The organism is Streptomyces sp. SID12501 (assembly GCF_010550245.1).
Lineage (GTDB): Bacteria > Actinomycetota > Actinomycetes > Streptomycetales > Streptomycetaceae > Streptomyces.
The window spans coordinates 1-23,086 of the sequence record NZ_JAAGLU010000028.1 but is presented as its reverse complement, the minus strand read 5'-3'; the positions used below and the strand labels follow the sequence as shown (position 1 = coordinate 23,086).

16 protein-coding genes and 1 pseudogene are annotated in these 23,086 nt (G+C 72.7%); 11 read left to right on the top strand and 6 right to left on the bottom strand.

Going from position 1 to position 23,086, the window contains the following annotated elements:
- Nucleotides 1–32: 32 nt before the first annotated feature.
- Nucleotides 33–1,475 (bottom strand): NADP-dependent phosphogluconate dehydrogenase, encoded by a 1,443-nt coding sequence (gndA, locus tag G3I71_RS30105; protein ID WP_164319431.1) that lies wholly within the window; start codon nucleotides 1,473–1,475, stop codon nucleotides 33–35.
- Between the two features lie 225 nt (nucleotides 1,476–1,700).
- Between gndA and G3I71_RS30100 the strand changes: the two genes are divergently transcribed.
- A complete protein-coding gene (locus G3I71_RS30100; RefSeq protein ID WP_203731784.1) occupies nucleotides 1,701–2,225 on the top strand; it encodes a MarR family transcriptional regulator in 525 nt (174 codons plus the stop codon).
- Here the strand turns inward: G3I71_RS30100 and G3I71_RS30095 are convergent.
- Nucleotides 2,222–2,347 (bottom strand): annotated as a pseudogene (locus G3I71_RS30095) (ABC transporter ATP-binding protein); the annotation flags it as partial. The gene G3I71_RS30100 and the pseudogene G3I71_RS30095 overlap by 4 nt on opposite strands.
- A 244-nt stretch (nucleotides 2,348–2,591) precedes the next feature.
- Here G3I71_RS30095 and G3I71_RS30090 point away from each other — a divergent pair.
- The 9 genes from G3I71_RS30090 to G3I71_RS30050 all read left to right on the top strand — a co-directional run bounded on the left by G3I71_RS30090 (nucleotide 2,592) and on the right by G3I71_RS30050 (nucleotide 14,144).
- Nucleotides 2,592–5,543 carry an aminotransferase gene (locus G3I71_RS30090; protein WP_164319429.1) on the top strand — a complete coding sequence of 984 codons (2,952 nt, stop codon included), beginning with the start codon at nucleotides 2,592–2,594 and terminating at the stop codon, nucleotides 5,541–5,543.
- Nucleotides 5,544–5,570: 27 nt separating this feature from the next.
- Nucleotides 5,571–6,572 carry a LacI family DNA-binding transcriptional regulator gene (locus tag G3I71_RS30085; RefSeq protein ID WP_343243116.1) on the top strand — a complete coding sequence of 334 codons (1,002 nt, stop codon included), beginning with the start codon at nucleotides 5,571–5,573 and terminating at the stop codon, nucleotides 6,570–6,572.
- Between the two features lie 215 nt (nucleotides 6,573–6,787).
- Nucleotides 6,788–8,404, top strand: a complete 1,617-nt coding sequence (locus G3I71_RS30080; protein WP_203731780.1) for an ABC transporter substrate-binding protein — start codon at nucleotides 6,788–6,790, stop codon at nucleotides 8,402–8,404.
- A gap of 6 nt (nucleotides 8,405–8,410) precedes the next feature.
- Nucleotides 8,411–9,382: an ABC transporter permease gene (locus tag G3I71_RS30075; protein ID WP_164319423.1), complete on the top strand. Its 972-nt coding sequence runs from the start codon at nucleotides 8,411–8,413 to the stop codon at nucleotides 9,380–9,382.
- A complete protein-coding gene (locus G3I71_RS30070) occupies nucleotides 9,379–10,266 on the top strand; it encodes an ABC transporter permease (protein WP_203731778.1) in 888 nt (295 codons plus the stop codon). Before G3I71_RS30075 ends, G3I71_RS30070 begins: the two co-directional genes overlap by 4 nt.
- Nucleotides 10,263–11,297, top strand: a complete 1,035-nt coding sequence (locus tag G3I71_RS30065) for an ABC transporter ATP-binding protein (RefSeq protein ID WP_164319421.1) — start codon at nucleotides 10,263–10,265, stop codon at nucleotides 11,295–11,297. Before G3I71_RS30070 ends, G3I71_RS30065 begins: the two co-directional genes overlap by 4 nt.
- On the top strand, nucleotides 11,294–12,043 hold the full coding sequence (locus G3I71_RS30060; RefSeq protein WP_164319419.1) for an ABC transporter ATP-binding protein: 750 nt from the start codon (nucleotides 11,294–11,296) through the stop codon (nucleotides 12,041–12,043). Before G3I71_RS30065 ends, G3I71_RS30060 begins: the two co-directional genes overlap by 4 nt.
- A 2-nt stretch (nucleotides 12,044–12,045) precedes the next feature.
- Entirely contained in the window at nucleotides 12,046–13,074 is a 1,029-nt protein-coding gene (locus G3I71_RS30055; protein ID WP_203731776.1) for a P1 family peptidase, read from the top strand.
- On the top strand, nucleotides 13,044–14,144 hold the full coding sequence (locus tag G3I71_RS30050) for a C45 family peptidase (RefSeq protein ID WP_164319415.1): 1,101 nt from the start codon (nucleotides 13,044–13,046) through the stop codon (nucleotides 14,142–14,144). The genes G3I71_RS30055 and G3I71_RS30050 overlap by 31 nt, the downstream gene beginning before the upstream one ends.
- Before the next feature lie 34 nt (nucleotides 14,145–14,178).
- Here G3I71_RS30050 and G3I71_RS30045 read toward each other — a convergent pair whose 3' ends face one another.
- Nucleotides 14,179–14,400 carry a hypothetical protein gene (locus G3I71_RS30045; protein WP_164319413.1) on the bottom strand — a complete coding sequence of 74 codons (222 nt, stop codon included), beginning with the start codon at nucleotides 14,398–14,400 and terminating at the stop codon, nucleotides 14,179–14,181.
- A 171-nt stretch (nucleotides 14,401–14,571) separates the two neighbouring features.
- Here G3I71_RS30045 and G3I71_RS30040 point away from each other — a divergent pair, with 171 nt between their 5' ends.
- The gene (locus G3I71_RS30040; RefSeq protein WP_164319411.1) at nucleotides 14,572–15,987 is read left to right on the top strand and encodes an MOSC domain-containing protein; all 1,416 of its coding nucleotides are present in this window, start codon (nucleotides 14,572–14,574) and stop codon (nucleotides 15,985–15,987) included.
- Nucleotides 15,988–16,080: 93 nt separating this feature from the next.
- Here the strand turns inward: G3I71_RS30040 and G3I71_RS30035 are convergent, their stop codons facing one another.
- Genes G3I71_RS30035 through G3I71_RS30025 form a run of 3 tightly spaced genes read right to left on the bottom strand, consistent with a single transcriptional unit; the run spans nucleotide 16,081 to nucleotide 22,957 of the window.
- Nucleotides 16,081–17,940 (bottom strand): SWIM zinc finger family protein, encoded by a 1,860-nt coding sequence (locus G3I71_RS30035; protein ID WP_164319409.1) that lies wholly within the window; start codon nucleotides 17,938–17,940, stop codon nucleotides 16,081–16,083.
- Nucleotides 17,937–21,800, bottom strand: coding sequence for a DUF5682 family protein (locus G3I71_RS30030; RefSeq protein ID WP_164319407.1), 3,864 nt, complete (start codon nucleotides 21,798–21,800; stop codon nucleotides 17,937–17,939). The genes G3I71_RS30035 and G3I71_RS30030 overlap by 4 nt, the downstream gene beginning before the upstream one ends.
- Nucleotides 21,797–22,957: an AAA family ATPase gene (locus G3I71_RS30025; RefSeq protein WP_164319405.1), complete on the bottom strand. Its 1,161-nt coding sequence runs from the start codon at nucleotides 22,955–22,957 to the stop codon at nucleotides 21,797–21,799. The genes G3I71_RS30030 and G3I71_RS30025 overlap by 4 nt, the downstream gene beginning before the upstream one ends.
- Nucleotides 22,958–23,086 lie beyond the last annotated feature (129 nt).

The window sequence follows — 23,086 nt, the reverse complement described above, 5'->3', positions numbered from 1 at the left end:
GCCGGACGGCGTCGCACAACGCGGACGCGAGGTCAGATCACCTCGGTCTCGCTCCGGTCGGCCCGCTCCCAGAGGGTGTGGAAGCGGCCCTCGCGGTCGGTACGCCGGTAGGTGTGGGCGCCGAAGTAGTCGCGCTGGCCCTGGGTGAGGGCGGCCGGCAGTCGCTCGGCGCGCAGGGTGTCGTAGTACGACAGGGCGGCGGAGAACGCCGGGACCGGGACACCGTGCCGGGCGGCCGTGGCGACGACCTCGCGCCAGGGAACCTGCGAGTCGGCGATCTCGGCCGCGAACCCCTCCTCGGTGAGCAGGGTGACCCGGCGGGGATCAGCCTCGTACGCGGCGCGGACCCGGTCGAGGAAGGTGGCGCGCACGATGCAGCCGCCGCGCCAGATCTTCGCTATCGCGCCGAGGTCGATGTCCCAGCCGTACTCCGCCGACGCGTCCAGGATCATCTTCCAGCCCTGGTCGTAGGCGATGAGCTTCGACGCGTACAGGGCGTGCTCGACCAGGCAGGCGAACCGTTCCGACTCGTACGCGGTGAGGTCCCAGCTGGTGCCCCCGGGCAGCTCGCGGTAGGCGGCGCGCAGGGCCCGCTGGCCCGAGGCGGCGCGGGCGAAGGTGGCCTGGGCGATGGCGGTGACCGGGGAACCGAGATCCAGGGCGGTCCGTACGGTCCAGCGGCCGGTGCCCTTCTGCCCGGCGGAGTCGGCCACCACGTCCACGAAGGGTCTGCCGGTGGCGGCGTCGGTGTGGGCGAGCACCTCGACGGTGATCTCCATCAGATACGAGTCGAGACGGCCCTTGTTCCACTGCCGGAAGACCTCGGCGATCCGCGCCGGTTCATAGCCACCGACCTGGCGCAGCAGGTGATACGCCTCGCCGATCAGCTGCATGTCGGCGTACTCGATGCCGTTGTGCACCATCTTCACGAAGTGCCCGGCGCCGTCCGTGCCGACATGGGTGACACAGGGCTCGCCGTCCACCTTGGCACTGATCGTCTCGAACATCGGCCCGAGCGCGGCGTACGACGCCGCGGAGCCGCCGGGCATGATGCTCGGCCCGTGCAGCGCGCCCTCCTCACCGCCCGAGACACCCACACCCACGAAGTGGATACCGAGCCCGCGCAGCGCCTGTTCCCGGCGGCGGGTGTCGGAGAAGTGGGCGTTGCCGCCGTCGATGATCATGTCGCCGGGCTCCAGGAGCGCGGCGAACTCGTCGATCACCGCATCGGTGGCCGCCCCGGCCTGCACCATGATCATGAGGCGCCGGGGGCGCTCCAGGGCCGCCACGAACTGCTCGGCCGTCTCGGCCGGCACGAAGTCGCCCTCGTGCCCGAAGTCCTCGACCAGCGCCTTCGTCCTGGCGGGGGTCCGATTGTGGAGAGCCACGGTGTAACCGTGCCGGGCGAAGTTCCGGGCCAGATTCCGGCCCATCACCGCAAGGCCGGTGACGCCGATCTGCGCGGTCGCCTTCATCGTGTGCTCCTTCGCTCGGTGCGGTCCCAACCGCCACACGATCAGTTACGGCTGGTGGGGCCCCAGTTGTTCAGCCGGATGTCGGGTGGCGTCGGGAGCGGGCACGCGCACAGGCCGAAAGAGCCTTCCTCCCGGCACGGTCGTCGTCCCGGCGATCCGTCGTCTGCCCCGCCGTGCATGGTTCCCTAGGGTCCTGTGAAGATCGCGTGCCGGGGAGGCAGAGCAGTGGAACCGCATGGCGGCGAGCCCCCGGAAGAGGGCGACGAGGGGGAGTTCCCCGACTGGTTCGTGGAGCGTTTCGCCGACTACTGGCAGAGCATGGGGTCCTCACGCATCGAGGGCCGTATCGCCGCCCACCTGATGGTCAGTGATGCCACCGGGGGCGTGTCGGCGGAGGAACTGGCCGAGGCGGCCGGGGCCAGCCGCGGGTCGGTGTCCATGTACACCCGCAGTCTCGTCGCGAGGGGATTCGTACGGCTGGTGCGGCGTCCGGACGACCGGGCCCACTACTACGTCATGGACGAGGACGTCTGGGCCGGCTTTCTGGACAAGGAGCAGGACTACCTGCGCAGCCAACGTGCGCTCGCCGTCAGGGCGCTCGCCCGGACCACCCCGGGCGGTCCCGCCCATGAACGCGTCCTCAACATGCGGGACTATCTGGGCTGGCTGCTGGAGGTGCAGCAGCTGCCCGCCGCGTGGCGCAGGTACAAGGCGGAGCGGGATGCCGGAAGCCCGTCGGAGACCCCCTAGGTCCGGAGTGTGCGGTGGCGTCCCAGGGGCAGGACGAGCGGGGCGCCCGACACCGGGTCCTCGATGACCTCGGTACGCAGCCCGAAGGCGTCCGCCACGGTCTGTGCGGTCACCACCTCGGCCGCGTCCAGGGTTCTTCTGAGGGGCAGGAGTCTCATCGCGTCGGCCGGGGGTGAAAGGTGGCCGCCGAGCGGCAGGGCGAAGGTGAGGGCAGCTTTACTTGACCCAAGCTTTCAATTTTTTTGAAAGATGAGTGGGGCGATCCGTCGTGAAGTTGCCCATTTCGGGCGTGCTGGGCATTGACGTGTCCGAGATGACCGCCCTACGGTTGCCGGAACGTTCCGGCAAACAGAGGTGAAGCTCTCCATGAGCCATCCCCCGCGCTTTCCCTCAATCGACGAGGCCGATCTGACCACCCTGCTCGCCGAACGGTTCGGCGTGCGCGGCACCCTCAAGGACCTGGGCAGCCAGCAGGACCGCAACTACCGGGTCCGCACGGAGACGGGCGACTACGTTCTCAAGCTCGCCAACCCCGCCTCGGACCCGGCCCTCCTGTACGCGCAGGGCACGGCGGTCGACAACCTGGCGGACACCCTGCCCGGGCTGCGGCTGCCCCGGGCCCACGCCGGAGTGGACGGCGCGGCGGTCCAGTGGCTCACGGTGGACGGCGCGGTCCTCGCCTGCCGGCTGCTGGAGTACGTACCCGGCGAACCGATCATGGACAGCCGCTACCTCGCCCCGCGGATCGTCGCCCGGCTCGGCGAACTCGCCGGACGCATCGCCGCCGGGCTCGCGGATCCCGACGCGGCGGAACCCGGCGAGGCGGGGCGTGGGGCGGCGGGGCGCGCGGTGGTGGAGTACGACCGGACCCGGCTGTGGGATCTGCGCAACGCGCCCACGGTGATCGGGGAACTCGCCCCGCGGCTGTCCGACCAGATGCGCGCCCAGCGGGTCCTGCGAGCCGCTCGTGGGGCGTACGCGCTGGTGGAGCCGTACGCCGACGCGCTGCCGGTGCAGGTGATCCACGGCGACGTGACCGACAACAACGTGGTCTGCGAGACGGCCCCCGACGGGCGCCCCGTCCCGGTCGGGGTGATCGACTTCGGGGATCTGGGCCCCGGCTGGACGGTGGCGGAACTCGCGGTCACCTGTACCTCCGTACTGCACCACCACGGGGCCCGGCCGGCGTCGGTGCTGCCCGCCGTACGGGCGTTCCACGCGGTCCGCCCGCTGTCGGACGAGGAGGCGGCCGTGCTGTGGCCGCTGATCGTGCTGCGGTCGGCAGTCATGGTGGTCAGCGGGCAGTACGACACGCTCCTCGACCCGGAGAACGGCTATGCCTCGGCCGCGCTCGACCGCGAGTGGGCCATGTTCGAGGCCGCGGTGTCCGTCCCGGCGGAGGTCATGACCGCCCAGCTGCGGCACGCGCTCGGCCGTCCTCCGGCGCACACCGCGCCCGTGACCGGAGGCCGGCTGCTGCCCGGGCTGCCGGAAGACGTGCACATCCTCGATCTGTCGGCGCTCAGTGACGACCTGCACTCGGGCCGCTGGCTGGAGCCCGATGCCGAACCCGCGCTCGCCGTGGACGCGTTGACGGCGGGACGGGCGGCGGTACGGACCCGGCACGGGGAGTTCCGGGCGACGCGCGCACACACCGACGGCGGCACCTGCGCGCTCGGGGTGGAGCTGTACGTCACCGGGCCGCTGGAGGTGCGGGCGCCCTGGCCCGGGACGGTCACCCGGCAGGCCGAGGGCGGCCTGACCCTCAGGGCCATCGGCGGGGACGGGCCCGACCTGATCCTGTACGGCGTCGACCGCGACGGTCCGACCGGTCCGGTCGCGGTCGGGCAGCGCCTCGGCACGGTGACCAGTCGAAACGGCGTCCATGTGCTGGGAGTTCAGCTGTCCCGGCTGACGGGTGGGCCGGTGCCACGGTTCGCCGACCCCGAACTCGCCGCCGGATGGCTGGAGTTGTGCCCGGACCCGACCGCGCTGCTGACCGGCCAGGACCCCGGCGAACCCCAGCAGACAGCCGATGAAGGGGAGTTGCTGGAGCGGCGCAGTCGCTCCTTCGCCACCGTCCAGGAGCACTACTTCGACGACCCGCCCTGCATCGAACTCGGCTGGCGGCACCACCTGGTCGACACCCACGGCCGCCGCTACCTCGACATGCTCAACAACGTGACCATTCTCGGTCACGGCCACCCCGCCCTGAGCGACGCCGTGCACCGGCAGTGGCGGCGCCTGAACACCAACTCCCGCTTCCACTACGCCTCGGTGGTGGAACTGTCCGAGCGCATCACGGAGTTGCTGCCCGACGGACTGGACGCCGTCTTCCTGGTGAACAGCGGCTCCGAGGCCGTCGACCTCGCGCTGCGACTGGCCTGGGCGGCCACCGGGCGGCAGGACGTGGTCGCCGTCGAGGAGGCGTACCACGGCTGGACCTACGCGAGCGACGCCGTCTCGACCTCCGTCGCGGACAACCCGGGCGCCCTCGCCTCCAGGCCGCCTTGGGTGCACACGGTCGCGGCCCCCAACTCCTACCGGGGCAGCCACCGGGGTGAGCAGGCGTGGCGGTACGGTCCCGAGGCCGCCGCCAGGATCGCCGAACTCGCCGGGCAGGGAGCCCCGCCCGCCGCCTTCCTGTGCGAGCCGTACTACGGCAACGCCGGCGGCATGGCCCTCCCCGACGGCTACCTGGCACAGGTCTACGAGGCCACCCGTGCCGTCGGAGGGCTGTGCGTCGCCGACGAGGTGCAGGTCGGCTACGGCCGGCTCGGCACGCACTTCTGGGGGTTCGAACAGCAGGGCGTGGTGCCGGACATCGTGACCGTGGCCAAGGCGATGGGCAACGGGCACCCGCTGGGCGCCGTGATCACCCGCCGCGAGATCGCCGACGCCTACCGCACACAGGGCTACTTCTTCTCCTCCGCCGGCGGCAGCCCGGTCAGCTCCGTCGTCGGCCTGACCGTCCTCGACGCCTTGCGCGACGAGAACCTCCAGGCCAACGCCCTTGAGGTCGGCGGCTACTTGAAGGAGCGGCTCGTCGAACTCGCCGACCGGCACCCGCTGATCGGCGCGGTGCACGGCTCGGGCCTGTACCTGGGCGTGGAGTTCGTGCGGGACCGTACGACCCTGGAGCCCGCGACCGAGGAGACGGCGGCGATCTGTGAGCGGCTGCGCGAACTCGGCGTGATCATGCAGCCGACCTCCGACCGCCAGTGCGTACTGAAGATCAAGCCGCCGTTGTGCCTGACCCGCGACAGTGCGGACGTTTTCGTCGAGGCCCTCGACGACGTACTGACGTACGGATGGTGACCTGCGATGTCGTCTAGGATTCCGACCGTGCTGCCCGGACCCGACACCCCGCCGACCATCGCCGACGTGGCGCGGGAGGCGGCGGTCTCCAAGACCACGGCGTCGGACGCGCTGCGCGGCCACGGCAGGGTGTCGGGCCCGACGCGCCGGGCGGTGCTGGAGGCGGCCGAGCGACTGGGATACGCGCCCAACCGCAGCGCCCGCAGCCTGCGCACCTCGGTGACCGACACCGTCGCCCTGCACATCCCGGAGTTCCTGACCAGCGCCGAGTACTACATGTCGTTCGTGTTCGGCGTCGCCGAACAGGCGGCCCGCGCCGGTCTCAACGTCACCCTGCTGTCCTCCGGGCATCTGCCGCACCGTGGCGTGGTCCCGCAGGTGGACGGGATCGTGCTGTGCGACCCGGTGGCCGAGGACCCGGTGGTCGACCAGCTGATGAACAGCGGGCTGCCGGTCGTCACGGCCGAGCGGTACGTCGGGGACCAGCAGCCGACCGGGGTGATCTGGTCGGACCACGAGACCTCGATGACCGGACTCCTGGACCACCTGTACGAGGCCGGCGCCCGGCACCCAGCGTTCATCGCCTCCGACACCACCTCCGACTGGGCCACCACGCTGCAGCGGACCCACGCCCGCTGGTGCGCCGCGGGTGGCGTTCCGAAACTCGTCCGCAAGGCACCGTTCGGTTCCACTCCCGACGTGCTGCAGGGCGCGGTCCGGGACCTGCTCGCGAAATCGCCGGAGACCGACGCGATCGTGTGCGCGGCGGACGGCGCCGCAGCCGCCGTACTGCCCGAACTGCGCGCCGTCGGACGCACGGTGGGCAGCGACCTCCTGCTCGCCTCCTGCGTGGACAGCTCCTCCATGCGGACGGCTGAACCACCGATCACCGCCGTCGACCTCCGGCCACGGGCCATGGGCGCCGAATGCGCCCGACTGCTCTGCGAAATCCTGTCCGGCGAGACGCCACGGGGCACTGTGCGCGCCCTTCCCATCGAGATGAACGTCCGGGCCTCCACCCGCCCGTAGTAATTCATATGTGAATTACGTTTACCGAACTCCCGGAGGGTGTTCGGTAATTCCCTGTGCCTTGCTGAAACCGCAGTTCAGGGCCTGTGTTTCAAGTGGGTTTATTTCTCCTCCGCTCATTGACACGAATATTTGTCGAGGCTAACTTCACTGCACATGCCGGAACGATCCGGCAAACTCTCCGAAAAGGAGGATCGGGAATGCGAGGAGTGGGAATGCGGAGATCAACGATCATCGTCGGGTGTTCCGTCGCTCTGACGGCCACCCTGACATCGTGTTCGGCGCCTGCGGCGACCGACGCGACCGATACCGGGAAAGCCTCGAAGTCCGGCTATCTCACAGCGTCCGACACGTCCTTCGAGGGCACCGGCCCGCTCACCGTCCAGCTCGACTACGACTCCGTGGAGGCCGGCGGCCTCGACCCGCAGACCGCCGCCACCGCCCGTTCCTGGTCGATCGAGTCGCTCGTCTACGAACCCCTGGTGACCGTCGATCCCAGGTTCGGGATCGAGCCGCTGCTGGCCAGCTCCTGGAAGCAGCCAGACGCCACCACCTATGTCTTCACCCTCCGCAAGGGCGTGACGTTCTCCAACGGCCGCGCCCTGACCACCGCCGACGTCGTCGGCAGCCTCCAGCGCCTGCTGAAGTCCAAGGCCGCCTACGCCGCCCAGCTGGGCCCGGTCAAGTCCGTGACCGCCACCGGCGCGGACCAGGTGACCGTCGAACTCACCAAGGCCTACACGCCGTTCCTCGCCGCGCTCGCCAACACCCCGGCCGCGATCCTGCCCATGAAGGAGATCGGCGACGGCTCACTGGACCCGGCGAAGGAAATGCTCGGCACCGGCCCGTTCGTGGTGAAGAACCACAAGCAGGACCAGTACTGGAACTTCACCCGCAATACCGCCTACCGCGACACGAAGAAAGTCCACGTAGACGATCTGAAGATCGAGATCGTGCCGCAGGAAGCGGCCCGTCTCGCGGCACTGCGCAACGGCAGCGCGGCCCTCGTGAACTTCAACAACATCGATTCCATGGACCAGTTGACCGGTACCCGGAACGCGAAGGTCGTCAGCCAGGCGAACAGCGACTTCTACTACCTGATCCAGAACTCCAGGAACCCGGACTCGCCGCTCGCCGACCAGAAGGTCAGGTTCGCGCTGAACAGCGCCCTGAACCGGACCGAGATCGCCTCCGTCGCCCTCGGCGGCCAGGCGGTCCCCACCGGTGTCACCCCGAGCGTCCTGCCCGGCGCCTGCGCACCCGCGAAGCTGCCCGCCGCGACCACCGCGCCTCCCAAAACCTCTGCCACGGCCGCGCTGAAGAAGGCGGGGACACTGCGCCTCACCGTGTACACCTCCGAGCCCGCCGTCGGCCAGATCGCCCAGGTGATCCAGCAGCAGCTCGCCAAGGCCGGCGTCACTGTGAAGATCCAGAAGTACGACGACACCACCTACGGTGCCAAGGTGTTCGGCGCGAAGCCCGACTTCGACCTGGCCATCGGCTGGTTCGCCGGATACGTGGACGCCTCCATGGTGTCCCGCTGGTGGAACCCGGTGCTCGCGGGCTTCTCCGGCACCTTCCTCAACGACGACAAGACCCTCGACGCCCTGATCGACAAGGCGGCCGGCGAACCCGACGGCACCGCCCGCACGAAGACACTCGCCGAGCTCTGCGCCCGCGTCGACACCGCCGCCCAGATGCTGCCCCTGGTCACCCGCCCCTCCGTCATCGGCTACCGCACCGACCAGGTCAGCCCGACCCTGCGTGCCGCCGAGGGCTACGGCAACTTCCTGCGCGACATCACCCAGTACACCCTCCCGGCCGAGAAGTAGCCGGTCATGGACCACATCCGCCGGCTCCTCGGCCGGACCGCCGCCGCCGTACTCACCCTCCTCGGCGTCTCGGTGCTGATCTTCGCGGCGGTCCGCGCGATGCCCGGCAGCTACACCGACCTGGTGCTCGGACCGCTCGCCACCCGGTCGGAGAAGGCCGCCGCAGCAGCCCGCTTCGGACTCGACCGGCCGGTGGTGGAGCAGTACCTGTACTGGCTGCGCAACGCCGTACAAGGGGACTTCGGCACCTCCCTGGCCGCCGGGACCCCGGTCGCCACCGAGTTCGGCGAGCGACTGCCGGTCACCGTCACCCTCACCGCACTCGCCCTCGCGCTCACCGTCCTCATCGGCATCCCGCTCGGCGTGTACACCGGCACGCGCGAGGGCGGCGGGCGCGGGGGAGTGCCGGGCCGACTGGTCAGCGCCTTCGGTATGAGCCTGCCGGAGTTCGTGCTCGGCAGCCTGGTGGTGTTCCTGTTCACCCGCTACAGCCTCGGCCTGACCGTCGGCACCTACGTGCCCTGGTCGCGGGACCCGCTCGGCTCCGTCGGCTCCCTGTTCCTGCCCGCCTGCGTCCTCGCCGTGTTCTGCGTCGCGGCCACTGCCCGCACCACCCGTGACGCGGTCCTCGGCGTGCTCGTCGAACCGCACATCGCCGCCGCCGTCGCCCGCGGCGAACCGAAGGGATCCATCGTGCGCCACCACGTCCTGCGCAACGCGGCGGTCCCCGTCCTCACCCTGGTGGCCACCCTCAGCGCCTACCTCCTGGGCGGCACGGTCATCGTCGAGCGCCTCTTCAACGTCCCCGGCCTCGGCTCGTACCTCGTGGACGGCCTCGACCGCCGCGACTACGCGGTCGTCCAGGCCGGAGTGCTGCTCGCGGCGGCCGTCTTCATCACGACGAACCTGCTGGTCGACCTGGTCAGCGGACTGATCGACCCGAGGATCGGCACGGCCGGGAAGAGGGCCGGGGCATGAGGGACATGAAAGACGTGCGGGATGCAAGAGCCACAGCGGCGCGCCTCCGCCGCGCGCTGGCCATGCGCTCGTACGACGGACTGTTCCGCGCTGCCGTGCGGTTGCTCGGCATCCTGCTCCTTGTCACCCTGGCGGGCCGGCTCGTCGGAGTCGGCGGGCAGCCCGACGCCATCGTGGGCCCCAGGCTCACGCCGCCGGGAGCCGGCTGGCCGCTGGGCACCGACAACCTCGGCCGCTCGCTGCTGCCCCGCCTCCTCCAGGGCATCGGCACCACCCTCCTGCTGTCCTGCCTGGCCGTCGCCTGCACCGCGCTCATCAGCACCGCGCTGGGCGTGATCGCCGGCTACCGGGGCGGGAAGACCGCCGAACTGATCCTGCGGATCGGGGACGTCCTCTACTCCTTCCCCGCCATCGTGCTGGCCGTCCTGGTCGCCGCGGTCCTCGGCCCCGGCCGTACGGCGGCACTGGCCGCGATCGTCCTGGTGACCGTCCCGCTGATGACCCGCATGGTCGGCACCGCCGCCCGCGCGGTAGCCCGCCGTGAGTTCGTCACCGCCGCCAGGATCAGCGGCGTCCGCGCCCCGACGATCATGCTCCGGCACATCCTGCCCAACGTCGCCGGCACCGTCGCCGTCCAGGGCACCTACGCCCTGTCCGTCGGCATCCTCGTCGAGGGCGGGCTGAGTTTCCTCGGCTACGGCGTCCAGCTGCCGGACGCCTCCCTGGGACTGCTGATCCAGGAGGGCGGCCTCTACATGGTCGGTGCCCCCTGGCTGATCGTCGCCCCCGGCGTCGTCCTGGTCGCCGCGATCATGGCGATCAACCTCATCGGGGACAGCCTGCGCGACCGCTTCGAACCCCAGGAGACGAGGTCCCTGGTATGACCACCGAGACCACACCGCTGCTCGTGATCGACGACGTCGTCGCCGAGTACCGCACGGGTTCCCGCGTCGTCCGCGCCCTCGACGGGGTCGGCCTGACCGTCGGACGCGGCGAGCGGGTCGGCATCGTCGGCGAGTCCGGCTCCGGCAAGTCCACCCTCGGACTGCTCACCGGACGCCTGCTGCCCAAGGCCACCACGTACCCGCGCGGCCGGGTCCTGATCGACGGCGAGTCCGTCCTCGACCTCCCGCCGGACCGGATCGCCCGGCTCCGCCGCGAACGGCTGGCCTTCGTGCCGCAGGACCCCGTCGGCGCTCTCGACCCGACGCTGCGCATCGGCCGACAGCTCCGGCTGGCCCTGCGGGACACGCAGGCCGACCTGGTCGCGCTGCTGGAACGTGTCCTGATCCGCGACCCCGAACGCGTACTGCGGCTCTACCCGCACGAGATCTCCGGCGGGATGGCCCAGCGCGTCGTCGTGGCGATGGCCATGGCCCGAAGGCCGGCCCTGCTGATCGCCGACGAGCCCACCGCCGCGCTCGACAGCCAGGTCCGCGAGGAGGTCCTGCGGCTGCTGTTCACCCTCGCCGCCGAACACGGCACCACCGTGCTGTGGCTCAGCCACGACCTGAGCGGCGTCGCCCGCTGGTGCGAACGCATCGCGGTCATGTACGGCGGCCGGGTCGTCGAGGACGGCGCCACCGCAGACGTCCTGACCGCCCCCCAACACCCCTACACCGCCGCCCTGTCGGCCGCCGACCCCGCCCGCGCCAAGGACGGCACCCGGCTGCTCACCATCGGCGGCATCCCACCCGTCCTCACCGAGGACACGCCCGGCTGCGTCTTCTCCCCGCGCTGCACCTCGGCGGACGACACCTGCGCCACGACCCGCCCTATGCCCCGCACGGTCGCTGGACGGACGGTGCTGTGCCATCACCCGGGCGAGAAACCCGTACCCGTACCGAACAGGCCCGTACCGAACAGGCCGGTACCGAACGGGCCCGTACCGGGCGGACAGGAGGAGGTCCGATGAGCAGCGAACCCGTGCTCGAACTCGCCGACGTCGGTGTCGTCTTCAGGTCCGGCCGACGCCACACCGTCACCGCCATGGACGGCGTCACCTTCCGCATCGCCGCGGGCGAGACCCTCGGCCTGGTCGGCGAATCCGGCTCGGGCAAGACCACCACCGGCGCGGTCGCTCTCGGCCTGCGCCGGCCCACCTCCGGCACCGTCCGGTTCCTCGGCGCCCCGCACGGCGGCCGGCGTACCCGCGCCGGAGCCATCCAGGCGGTCCTGCAGAACCCCCACTGGTCCCTCAACCCCCGCCTCACCGTGGCCGATTCGGTGGCCGAACCACTCGCCGCCGTCGAGGGCGGCCGACTGCGTACCCACCGCCCAGCCGCCCTGCGCATCCTCGACCGGGTCGGACTGCCCGCGTCCTTCGCCGAACGGCTCCCGCACGAACTCTCCGGCGGTCAGCGCCAGCGCGTGGCGATCGCCCGCGCCCTGATCACCCACCCCAGGTTCATCGTCTTCGACGAGGCGGTCAGCGCGCTGGACGTCTCCGTACAGGCGCAGATCCTCAACCTCGTCCACGACCTGCAGAGCGAGCAGGGCTTCGGCGCCCTGTTCATCTCGCACGACCTCGCCGCGGTGCGCTACCTCGCCCACCGCGTGGCGGTGATGCGGGCCGGCGCGATCGTCGAACTCGCCGACGCCCACCGCTTCTACACCACTCCGCAGCACCCGTACTCACGACAGCTCCTGGAGACGCTATGACCGTGACCGACCGTGCGGGAAACCCCGCCCGAGCCATCCCGGCCCAGTCCTTCGGCCCGGCGACAACCAACGACGACTTCGACCTCACCCCGCAGCCCAGCCCTGGCCGGGACACGGTCGAGTTCGACTTCCCCGGCGTGGAGGTCGGCACCGCCGAGTACGCCGAGGGTCCCACCGGCACCACCGTCGTCCATGTCCCGGCCGGGGCCCGGATGTTCATCGACGAGCGCGGCGGCGCCATCGGACTGTCGTACGGCGACAAGCAGTTCGCCCACGCCATCTGTCTGTCGGGCGGCTCGCTGTACGGGCTCGGCGCCTGCGCCGGGGTCGCGGACGAGCTGCGGGCCCGGGTGGACAACCGGGTCGGCTGGAACGACCTGAAGTGCGTGTCGGGTGCGATCATCTACGACTTCGCCACGCGCGACAACGCGGTCGTCCCCGACGCCGCCCTCGGCCGGGCGGCGCTCCGCACGGCCGTACCGGGCCGCTTCCCCGTCGGCCGGGCCGGCGCCGGGATCAGCGCCTCCGTCGGCAAGATCGACTGGACGCGCTGCGAGTTCTCCGGACAGGGCGCCGCCTTCCGCCAGATCGGAGACATCAAGATCCTCGCCGCCACGGTGGTCAACGCGGTCGGCGTCATCGTGGACCGCGACGGCACGGTCGTACGCGGCAACCACGACCCCGCCACCGGTACACGCCGCTTGCCGCACCTCGACTACGAGGCGGCGTTCGCGGGCGACGGCCCCATCACCATGCAGGGCAACACCACGATCTCGGTGCTGGTCACCAACGTACGGCTCGACGACCGGGCGCTCGAACAGTTCGGCAGGCAGGTGCACGGATCCATGCACCGGGGTATCCAGCCCTTCCACACCAGCCTCGACGGCGACACCCTGTTCACCCTCACCACCGACGAGGTCGACCTGCCGACCACGCCCTCCCGGATCGGCGCCCACGCGCTGAACTCCGTGGGGCTCGGCTCCATCGCCGGCGAGGTCATGTGGGACGCGATCCTGAGCAGCGCCCGGTGATCGTCCGCCACCACCTCCACAGCACGGACCCGACGGAACGCGGCCACACCCTCGGCACCGCCGACGGCGACCGGATACGCGCCAACATCACCGGATACGAGAGGCTCTTCGAGGCCGTGGAGGTCGATCCCGCCCTGCTGCGGCCGTACGGGGAACAGGCCCTGGACGAGATACGACGCTGGGCGCCCGCCCTGCACCGGGAACTGGCCGCCGTAGCAGAGGCCGCGGGCATCGACGTATGGCGGCTCGGCATGCTCAACGCGCGTACCGAGATCCTCGCCACCGTCGGTGCCACGGCGGAGGGCGAGTGCTCCACCGCCGTGTACGTCGGCGGTCCGGGCGCCCCGCACACCGTCCAGACCTGGGACTGGCACGAGGAGTTCACCGACGGCAGGACCCTCACCCGGCATCCGGCCGGCCGGGCCGGTGACGCACGGATCTTCACCGAGGCCGGCATCCTCGGCAAGATCGGCCTCAACTCCTCAGGCCTGGGGCTGCACTTCAACATCCTCAGCCACGCCGCCGACGGAGAACGCATCGGCGTACCCGTCCATGTGGTGGCCCGCCGGATCCTGGACGAGGCCACCACCCTCGCCGAGGCCGTGGACATCGCCCGCTCGGCGGACGTGTCGGCGTCCACCGTGCTCACCGTCGTCACCTTCGACGGACGGCACGGCGACGCCGCGTGCGTCGAACTCAGCCCGGCCGGTACCGCCGTACTGCCCCCCGACCCCGACGGCTACCTCCTGCACACCAACCACTTCCTCGACCAGCGGCTGGCAGCGGGGGAGTCGGCGGCGCCCACCGGCAGCACCTACGCACGCCTCAAACACCTCACCGCCCGACGCGAACTCCTCGCCGCCACCGATCCGGCCCGCTGGACCGAACTGCTCCACGCCCACGAGGACGACGGCGCCCCCGTGTGCTGCCATCCGCAGCCGGGGCTGCCGTTCCACCAGCAGTGGCGAACCCTGCTCACCGTCGGACTCGACCTGGCGCAAGGACGGTTGCGGTGCCACGCGGGCGGACCGTGCACAGCGGGGGAGGAGTCGTCGTGGGAGTACGTGTGACGGCTCACCGCCCCCGCCTGGACGCCATCTGCCACTATCCGGTGAAGGGCATGACCGGGCAGCCGCTGACCGACACGGTGCTCACCGCCGGCCGGGGGCTGCCCATGGACCGGCTGCTCGGCCTGTCCGGGGGAGTGATACCGGCCGAGGCGGACCGGAACGGCTGGATCTCCAGCGAGGCGCTCCTGCGGCTGAGGAAGAACGCCGATCTCTCCCACTGCCAACTGGCAGTGGAGGGAGCGGCGTTGTGGTTCACCGCACCTGACGGACGGCGGCTGCGGCTCGGTCTTGACACCGAGGGCCGTCCCCGTGACGACGACCTGGCGGCGGCTGACGAACGGATCGGGGACTGGTTCCGCACGGACCACTGGGCCCCGTCCGGTTCGTACGGCCCGGAGCCGCGCTGTGGGACTGGCCGGACGCACCCGTGTCGGTCATCAACCTCGACACGTTGCAGGCCATGGCGGAAGCGGCCGGTGTACCGGTCGACCCCCGCCGCTTCCGGGCCAACCTGTATGTCTCCGGACTCGGCGCCTGGCGCGAACTCGACCTGCCCGGGCACCGGATCCGACTGGGCGGCGCGGAACTTGAGATCACGTTCCCCACCGAACGCTGCCGTGCCACCACGGTCCGACCCGGCTCCGCGACCCGCGACCTCAACGTCCCGGCGCTGCTCGCCTCCCGCTTCGGCCACCTCTACTGCGGGATCTACGCCAGGGTCGTACGCGGCGGCCCGATCACGGTGGGGGACCGGTTCGTGGACGGCGGACCCGCCGCAACCGTCAGGACGCCGGGGCCAGGTCCGGGTCCGGGGTCGTCACGCTACGCGGCGCGGCTCGCCGAACCCGGCCGCCCCCGGTACGCCGAGCTGATCGGGAGGACCGAGGAGAGCCCCACCGTCACCACCTTCGCCTTCCGTGACCCCGCCGGGTCGCGCTGCCGGCCGGGCCAGCACCTGCGGCTCCATCTCACCGACGAGAACCCTCCGTTGTGGCGCTGCTACACCATCACCGGTACCGGTACCGCCGAACTGCGTGTCAGCGTCAAACGGGTCACCGACGGCCGGATGTCGTCCCGGCTGCACGAGCTGCCGACCGGCTCCCGCGTACTCCTCTCCGGCCCCTACGGCCAGGAACTCACCACACCCGACCCACACCGCCCGCTCCTGCTGGCCGTCGCCGGGATCGGCATCACCCCCGTGCTCCCCGTGCTCCGCTCCCTGCTGGACACCACGCCGCTGCGACCGGTGACGGTGCTCAACGTGGTCCGCACCGGCGCCGAAGTCCCCCTGTGGGACGAGGTCGTCGAGCTGCTGGCAAAACTGCCGGACGGTACGTCACGGCTGTATGTCACGAGCCCCGGTGAGCGACTGCCGGACGACGCCCGAGCCGGCCGCCCCACCGCCGCCGACCTGCGCGCGCTGTCGGCGGAGGGAACCGTGGAGGCGTACTTGTGCGGCCCGGAGGGCTTCGTCGACAGCGTCCGGACGGCGCTGATGGCCGCCGGAGTCCCCGCCGACTCCATCACCGACGAGCACTTCTACTCGCCCCGCCCGGCGCGGTTGGACGAGCGACCGCCACCCGCCGCCGGCCCCTTCACCGTGCGCTACACGGTGAGCGGTGTCAGCACCACATGGACCCCGGACAACGGCACGCTCCTCGACGCGGCCGAATCCGCCGGTCTCCGGCTGCCCTCCGCCTGCAGGGCCGGAGCCTGCGGGACCTGCCGCCAGCGCGTCACCGGCCCGGTGGCACACCTGAGCGAACCGACCGTACCGCCGGGCACCGGCCAGGCACTGCTGTGCTGTGCCGTGCCGGCCGGCGATGTGGACGTCCATGCGTGAACGCGGGTCGGCGAGGCTTCGGCAGGCCGGAGCCGCAAGGCGGTTGTCCAGCCGACCGGGCTCCGATCGATCGCGGGTCGAGTCGCCGTCGCGCTACGGGACGGAACGACCGGGATCACCCCAAGTGGCCTGGACCAGAACCCGTTCGGTGCTCGCCAGGTGGACCGCCGCGGCAAGCCAGGCCGACGCGTAGTGGTCGGGGTCGGCTTCGTCGAGCCGGCCGAAGACGTCACGGGTGCGGCGGTCGGCCGCCGCGCTGAGTGCCGCGGCCAGGTCGGCGGCGGTGCGGAATCCCGTACGGCGCAGGGAAGCCGTGTCACGGCCGAGATCGCCGCTACGGGCGGGCTCGGCGACCGCACGGCGGCCTCCGGCGACGGCCAGTTCGACCAGCCTCCGCACCCGCCACAGCGGTGAGTCGGCCAGCGGGTCGGGCGGGGACCCCGTGAGCGCCTCGGCGGCGGGCTGACCGACGTCGGGGGGCGGAAGGTGCGCGCCCTGGATGCGGTCGTAGCCGAGGTCGGCGCGGCCCAGCCACTCCGGGGGCAGTCGGAGGGTCACTTCGGCACCCGGTACCGGGCCGACGGCGAGCGGGTGCAGGGTGGCGGCCCGGTCGGGGTCGAGCCGGCCGATCACGCGTATGCGGAGGCCGGGGCGGGAGGCGAGTCGGCGGAGGTTGGCGGTGTGGGCGAGGTCGGGGTGGGCGTTGGCGGGGGCGAGGCGGATGAGGGGGCCGGTGGCGGTCGGTAGTTCGCGGGCCAGGAGGTGGTCGCCGGAGGCGCCGACGACGACCAGGTCGCAGCCGATCGGTTCGCCGGTCCGCCCGTCCTGACCGTCCTGGCCCGGGGCTGTGGCGAGCCGTTCGGCGACGGTCTCGGCGAGTGGGCGGGCGAACAGGGCGGCCAGCGGCCCCGATGACCAGGGGAGGCCGGTCAGAGGGGTGGCCCGGACGCCCTTGCCGGAGCCGAGGCGGCCGTCCGGGGAGACGGTCGCCCCGGTGATCAGCAGGCCGCCGCGCGCCAGTTGGGCGTGGTCGAGCGCGGCCGGGCCGAGGGAGACGGGAGCCGTGGCGGCGCCCCGGGCGCGGGCCGCGCCGCCGGGCTTGACGTCGGCGACGGAGAACCAGCGGCCGTCGTCGGTGACGAGGTGGGTGACCACGCCGCCGTAACCCGTGGCGCTGATCACCGGCTCACGGCAGACCCCGTGGACGCGCAGGCCGTCGTCGCCAGGACGGTAGCCGCGGCGGGCGGTGCCGATCAGGGCCGGGTCGGAGTGGGCCGCCGCCAACCGGCGGGTGGTGAGCAGGAGTTCACTCAGGGCGGCGACCAGGTCGGCCAGGCGATGGCCGTCGTGCCGGGCACGGGCGCCGCGCAGACCGCGTACGACGCGCACGGCGGCGGCCTCGGCCCGGTGCAGACCGGCCAGGCGGGCCGTGTGGGCGGCCCGCAGCAACTCGGCCTGGGGTACCGCTCCGGCGGCGGGCACCCCTGCGGCGAGGACCGCCGCGGCGGCCGACCACAGGCCGGATGCCGCCACGGTCTGCGCCGGGGTGAGGGCGGCGGCCACCGGCTCGGGGAGTTCCTGGGCCGCGACGGGCTCGGGAGCATCGGGAGCAGGCGTGGCCGGGCTCCCTGCCGTCGTGCCCTCCGCCGCCGTGGCCTCCGCGTCCGCCACCGGGCAGGCGCCGAGGACGGCGGCCCGGTGCAGGCAGCGGGGCGCGAGCAGGCAGGTGCAGCGGGCCTGGTCGGCGGTGGTGACCGTACCGGAGGGGCCTGGCGCCAGGGTGACCACGGCGTCCTCGCCGCAGTTGACGGAGATGGTGTCGCCGTCGACCGCGGCGCGCACGGCGGCGTACTGCTCGATCGCCGCGTCCAGCTTCTTGCGCAGCCGGGAGGTCAGACTCTCCACGGCGGCGGCCACCACATCCGGGGCGACGGGCGGGAGTTGCTCGTTCATCGGGGTTCTCCGCGGAGGCGGTCGCCCACCCAGCGGGCGAGGGCGAGTGGGCTGAGGGCGGCCACGGGCATTCCGGCCGCGACAAGTTGCTGGGCGATGGGCACCGAGTAGCGCGGGGCTCCGGTGTCGTCCAGGGCGGCGCAGCCCATCAGGTGGACGCCGGACGCGGCCAGCGAACGTACCTCGCCGAGCAGGCCGCCCAGCGGATACCCCTCCTCGAAGTCGCTGACCACGACCACGAGAGTGCGGCTTGGCACCGTCACCAGGGAGCGGGCGTGCGCGAGCCCGGCCGCGATGTGGGTGCCGCCGCCGACCCGGACCTCCAGGAGGAGGGAGAGGGGGTCGGCGACATGGTCCGTCAGGTCGATCACGCGGGTGGAGAAGGTGAGGAAGTGGGTGGAGAGGGTGGGTACGCCGCCCAGTACGGCGGCGGTCAGCGCCGACCAGATGACGGAGGCCTCCATCGAGCCGGACACGTCGACCACGAGGATCAGCCGCCAGTCGGCCTCGCGCCGGGACCTGGTGCTGAAGACCGGATTCTCGGGAACGACGACGGTCCGGCCGTCGTCGAGCCGGCGGGTGTGGGCGAGGTTGGCCCGCAGGGTGCGGGGCAGGTCGATCCGGCCGCCGGGACGGCGGGTCGGGCGCGGGGTGGCGAGGCCGGTCAGGGCGGGGCGCAGCCGGGTGGAGAGTTCGCGGGCGAGTTCGTCGACCAGGCGGCGTACGAGCGGCCGGAGCCGGGCGAGTTGCTGCTCGGGCATGCCTCCGGCGAGGGAGAGGACGGAGGTCAGCAGCTCGACGGAGGGGCGTACGGCGTCCGGGTCGAGCTGTGCGAGTACGTCGGTGCGGCCCGTGCCGGCGGCCCGGCCGAGGACCTCTTCGCGGACCTCGGCCCCGAACAGGGCGTTGAGTTCCTCGGCCCATTCGCGCGCGGTGGGGAAGGCCCCCTCCTGCCCGCCGCCGGTTCCGTCGGCGAGGTCGGTGGCGCCCTCGCCGCGCCCGGCCCCGTACAGCTCGTCGAGGGCGTTCGCGTAACGGCGGGCTCCGGCGGGGAGCCGGTCGGTCTCCCGGCCGAGCAACAGCCGCCACCGGTCGGCGGGGGCGAGGCGCGGCTCCGCCGCGGCGGCCGGTGGTGTCGCGGTGTCGGCCGGCGCGGTGGTCGCCGTTGCGCCGGTCGGCTCAACCCTTGTCGCTGCGGGGACGGCCACAGCCCGGGGCGCGGTCGCGACGGCGGCTGGGACTGGTACTGCGGGTTGCGCGAGGGCAGGCCCGGCGTCAGCCGGAGTTCCCTTCGCGGGTTCCTGCTCGGCGGGCTCGGGTGCTGTCGCGGCGGTCTCGGGCGGCTGCGCCGGTCCGTGTGCTTCTTCGGAGGTGTCCAGGACCCCCTGGGCCACCCGATGGGCTGAGCCGTCCGCACCGGGCACGCCGTCCGCCGGGAACGGGAGGCCCAGCGCGTTGAGCGCGGCGAGTCCGGCGGTGTCGGCGGCGGTCCACAGGGCGATGAGTTCGGGCGGGGCGGCCAGCGTCAGGTCGAGCCGGTCGCCGAGACGTTCGGTGATGGTGTGCAGCAGACGGTCGCGGGCCGCCGGGGACAGGGTGTCGAAGCCGCCGCGCAGCGCGGGCAGGCGGTCCAGGAAGGCCTGGTCGGTGAGTCTGTCGATGCGGTCCAGCAGGGGGGCGAGGGCGGCGGGAGCCGCCTGGAGCAGCGGTCCGGCGGCGGTGAGCAGGCCGGTGAGCAGGCGCGCCAGGCGGTGGCGGCCGTCCGGGCCGGTCGCGGCGTCGACCCAGCCCGCGGCACGGGCGCCGAGCGCGTCGGGGCTGTCGAGGTCGAGCAGGACCCTGGCCGCCGGCGCGGCCACCTGGACGAGCGGGGAGCCGGTGCGCGCGAGTGCGCCCAGGGCGTCGTCCATCCGCAGCCCGAGGCGGTGTTCACCGGCCCTGGCCGCCAGCGCGACCAGCGCGGCGGCGTCCTGCGGATCGTCGCTGCCGGCCAGTCCGGGGAGTGCCCTCACGGCGGCTTCGAGCAGGGTGACGGCCAACTCGGCGGCCTGTTCGCGCCCCTCCGGCTTGGTGCCGGGCAGGTGGCCCCGGCGTAGCGCCTCCAACAGGTCGAGGGCGTCAAGGAGTTCGGGGAGTGTGGCTGCGGAGGGAAGGACGACGGCGGCCTCGGCGAGACGGTCGGCGACCAGATCGGGCAGATCGCACCGGGCCGCGTCGCGCAGCCCGCCCAGGAGCTGTGCGCAGGTCGCGCCGCCGTCGGCCGTCTCGCGGCGGTACGTCTCGCGCAGCGTTCCGGCGGCGGCCTGGGCGGCGTCGACGCCGCGTACGCCCGCCAGGTCGAGCCGCGCCGGCACCGACGGGGTCCAGGCCACCCGCCATCGGGTGGTGAGGGCGGACGCGTCCCCCGTACCGGCCACCGCGACCGGCTCGCCGTATCCGACGCCGCACACCTGGAGCCGCTGGAGCAGGATCTCGCGGCCACCGTCGAGTTCGGACCGCAACGGGTCCAGGCGCATCTCACGGGGTTCCGCGCTGTCCGGGCCCGGCAGCCGCAGCGCGGCCAACTCCGCCTCCACCGACGGGCCGAGACCCGATCGGGGCGTGCCGGGCGCGATGCGTCCCCGCTCGGCACCGACCAGCACAACTTCGAGCGCGCGGGCCAACGCCCGTCCCCGGCCCAGAGGTTCGCCCTGGCCGAGCACGGTGGTCACCGCCTCGAGCAGCTCCCCCCGGCCGGGTGCGGGCAGGCCGCGCAGCCTGGCGAGGTCGCATGCCAGTCGCAGGGTCTCGGTGGCCTCACCCGTGCCCGCGGTGTGCCCGGCGGCGCGCATCTCCCGGCACAGGCCGGTGATCGCGCGGGCGGCGGCGTCGCGCATCCGGCCGGGGTCGCCGCCGGCCGTGAGGACCGCCTGCTGCCAGCGTGGGTCACGGATTCCGGCGGGGTAGCCGGAGCGCGAGTCCAGCAGATCGAAGGCGTACGGGACCAGCGAGGTGACCGGAGCCCGGCGCACGGCCCCACTCGTCGTCCCCTTCGTCTCCGTTGTCCCTGATCCGGTCGGGGCCGACCGGGCCTCACCCAGGGGGACGGACCCGGTCGCGTCCGCACCGGCCACGGGCGGCACCGTGTCGTCCGGGCCGGCCAGGGCCGGGGCGTGGAAGGCGCCGACGACGGCTGCGACGCGGCGGCCACCTGCGGCGGCCTCGGTGAGGACGCGGCGCATATGGGCTTCGCGGGCGAGGTCGGTGGCGGGGATGCCGCCGGTGGCCGCCGCGTCCTGGCGGAGGGCCCAGCCGACGCCGAGGGCGGCGCGGCGGACGGCTTCGGGCGTGCAGCCGGGGGCGAGGACTTCGACGGCGCGGTCCCAGAGGTCGTCGCCGTCGCGTCCGGTACCGGCGGCGGTGAGGCCATCGGCGTAGACGGTTCCGGCGCGGGCCGGCGGGGTGTCCGCGCCGTTCTCCGTACCGCCGGTGTCCGTACCGTTGTCCGTGGCGGCTGGTGCGGACCAGCCGGCATCGGCCAGCGGAAGGTCGCAGCACAGCACGGCGGCCCCACGCTCGCGGGCCCAGCGGATCGCGGCGAGTTCCGGCGAGAAGTCGGCGAAGGGGTAGAAGGCGAGCCCGCCGTCCTCTCCGGCGCCGGCGACGGCCAGCGGGGCGACGGCGCGCGGGTCGGCGAGATGCGGCAGCCACCGCTGGAAGTCGGCCGGCAGCTCGACGCACACCACCTCGGTCCCGGCGGCGTCCAGCAGGGCGGGTACGGCGGAGGCCAGCGCGGGGCTGTGGTGGCGTACGCCGAGAAGGTACGGCCGTACGGAGGCCGCGAGGGCCGCCACCGCCTCCCGGGGGTCGGTGACGGTCAACGCAGGTTCTCCCGCAGGTCCCAGAGGCGGCGCCACATGACGGAGCCGTCCTCGGCGCGGCGGCGGACCGGGCCGTCCCAGTAGCCGAGCAGGCGTCCGTGGTCGGCGGGGTCGTCCTTGCGTACGACGCCGAGGAGGTGCCCCGGTACGAGGTCGAGGAGGTCCCCGGCGGGGAGGTAGGCGGCGGCCAGGCCCAGGGAGGCGGCGACCTGCACGGCCTCGGCGGTGGACATCACCGTGCCGGGCCGCTCGACGTCCCAGCCTTCCGCCGAGCGGCCGGAGCGCAGGTCGCGGAAGACGGTGACCAGAGCGTCCAGTACGGCGTCGTCCACGGCGAAGGCCGCACCGGCCCGCTGGACGGCGGCGGTGGCCTGGCCGCGCACGAGGGCGGTCTCGGCGTCGGCGTCGGCGATGGGGTGGACGGTCTCGAAGTTGAAGCGCCGCTTGAGGGCGGCGGACATCTCGGAGACACCCCGGTCCCGGAGGTTGGCGGTGGCGATGACGCTGAAGCCGGGTACGGCGGGGACCAACGCGTCGGCTGTGCCCGCGAGTTCGGGCACGCTCAGGCGCCGGTCGGACAGGATCGACACCAGGGCGTCCTGCACCTCGGGCAGGCAGCGGGTGATCTCCTCGATCCGGGCGACCTGCCCGCCGCGCATCGCGGTCAGCACCGGGGAGGCCACGAGGGCCTGCGGGGTGGGCCCCTGGGCGAGCAGCAGGGCGTAGTTCCAGCCGTAGCGGAACGCGTCCTCCGTCGTGCCGGCGGTGCCCTGCACGGTGAGGGCGCTGGTGCCGCTGACGGCGGCGGCCAGCAGCTCGGAGAGCATCGACTTGGCGGTGCCCGGTTCGCCGACCAGCAGCAGGCCGCGCTCACCGGCGAGGGTGACAACGCAGCGTTCCACCAGGGCGCGTTCGCCGACGAACTTGGGGGCTATGGCCAGCCGCGCGGGCAACGTCTCATGCGGTTTGGGCAGTTGGAGGGTCTCGCCGCCGCTGCCGCAGATGAAGGCGACCACGGCGCGCGGGGTCAGCGCCCAGCGGGGCGGGCGCGGACCGTCGTCGTGGGCGGCGAGGAAGGCGAGTTCGGTGGCGTGGCGCTCCTCGGCCGGCAGCGTCTGCCGGGCGGGGAGCGCTGTCGCCTGTTCCATCAGGGTCATGGGGTCCTACCTTCTTGGTGGGTTCGAACTGGTCATTCGTAAGATCGGTGGGGCTCAGGGGCTCCGGGTATGGCTGTCATGGTTGAGCCGATGAAATGGCTTAAGGAACATGGCCGCCCGGAGCCCCGC

Coding starts and splice junctions, on each gene's coding strand:
- G3I71_RS30075 (WP_164319423.1), top strand. CDS start 8,411: ATGGACCACATCCGCCGGCTCCTCGGCCGGACCGCCGCCGCCGTACTC.
- G3I71_RS30090 (WP_164319429.1), top strand. CDS start 2,592: ATGAGCCATCCCCCGCGCTTTCCCTCAATCGACGAGGCCGATCTGACC.
- gndA (WP_164319431.1), bottom strand. CDS start 1,475: ATGAAGGCGACCGCGCAGATCGGCGTCACCGGCCTTGCGGTGATGGGC.
- G3I71_RS30035 (WP_164319409.1), bottom strand. CDS start 17,940: ATGAACGAGCAACTCCCGCCCGTCGCCCCGGATGTGGTGGCCGCCGCC.
- G3I71_RS30025 (WP_164319405.1), bottom strand. CDS start 22,957: ATGACCCTGATGGAACAGGCGACAGCGCTCCCCGCCCGGCAGACGCTG.
- G3I71_RS30065 (WP_164319421.1), top strand. CDS start 10,263: ATGACCACCGAGACCACACCGCTGCTCGTGATCGACGACGTCGTCGCC.
- G3I71_RS30070 (WP_203731778.1), top strand. CDS start 9,379: ATGAGGGACATGAAAGACGTGCGGGATGCAAGAGCCACAGCGGCGCGC.
- G3I71_RS30080 (WP_203731780.1), top strand. CDS start 6,788: ATGCGGAGATCAACGATCATCGTCGGGTGTTCCGTCGCTCTGACGGCC.
- G3I71_RS30060 (WP_164319419.1), top strand. CDS start 11,294: ATGAGCAGCGAACCCGTGCTCGAACTCGCCGACGTCGGTGTCGTCTTC.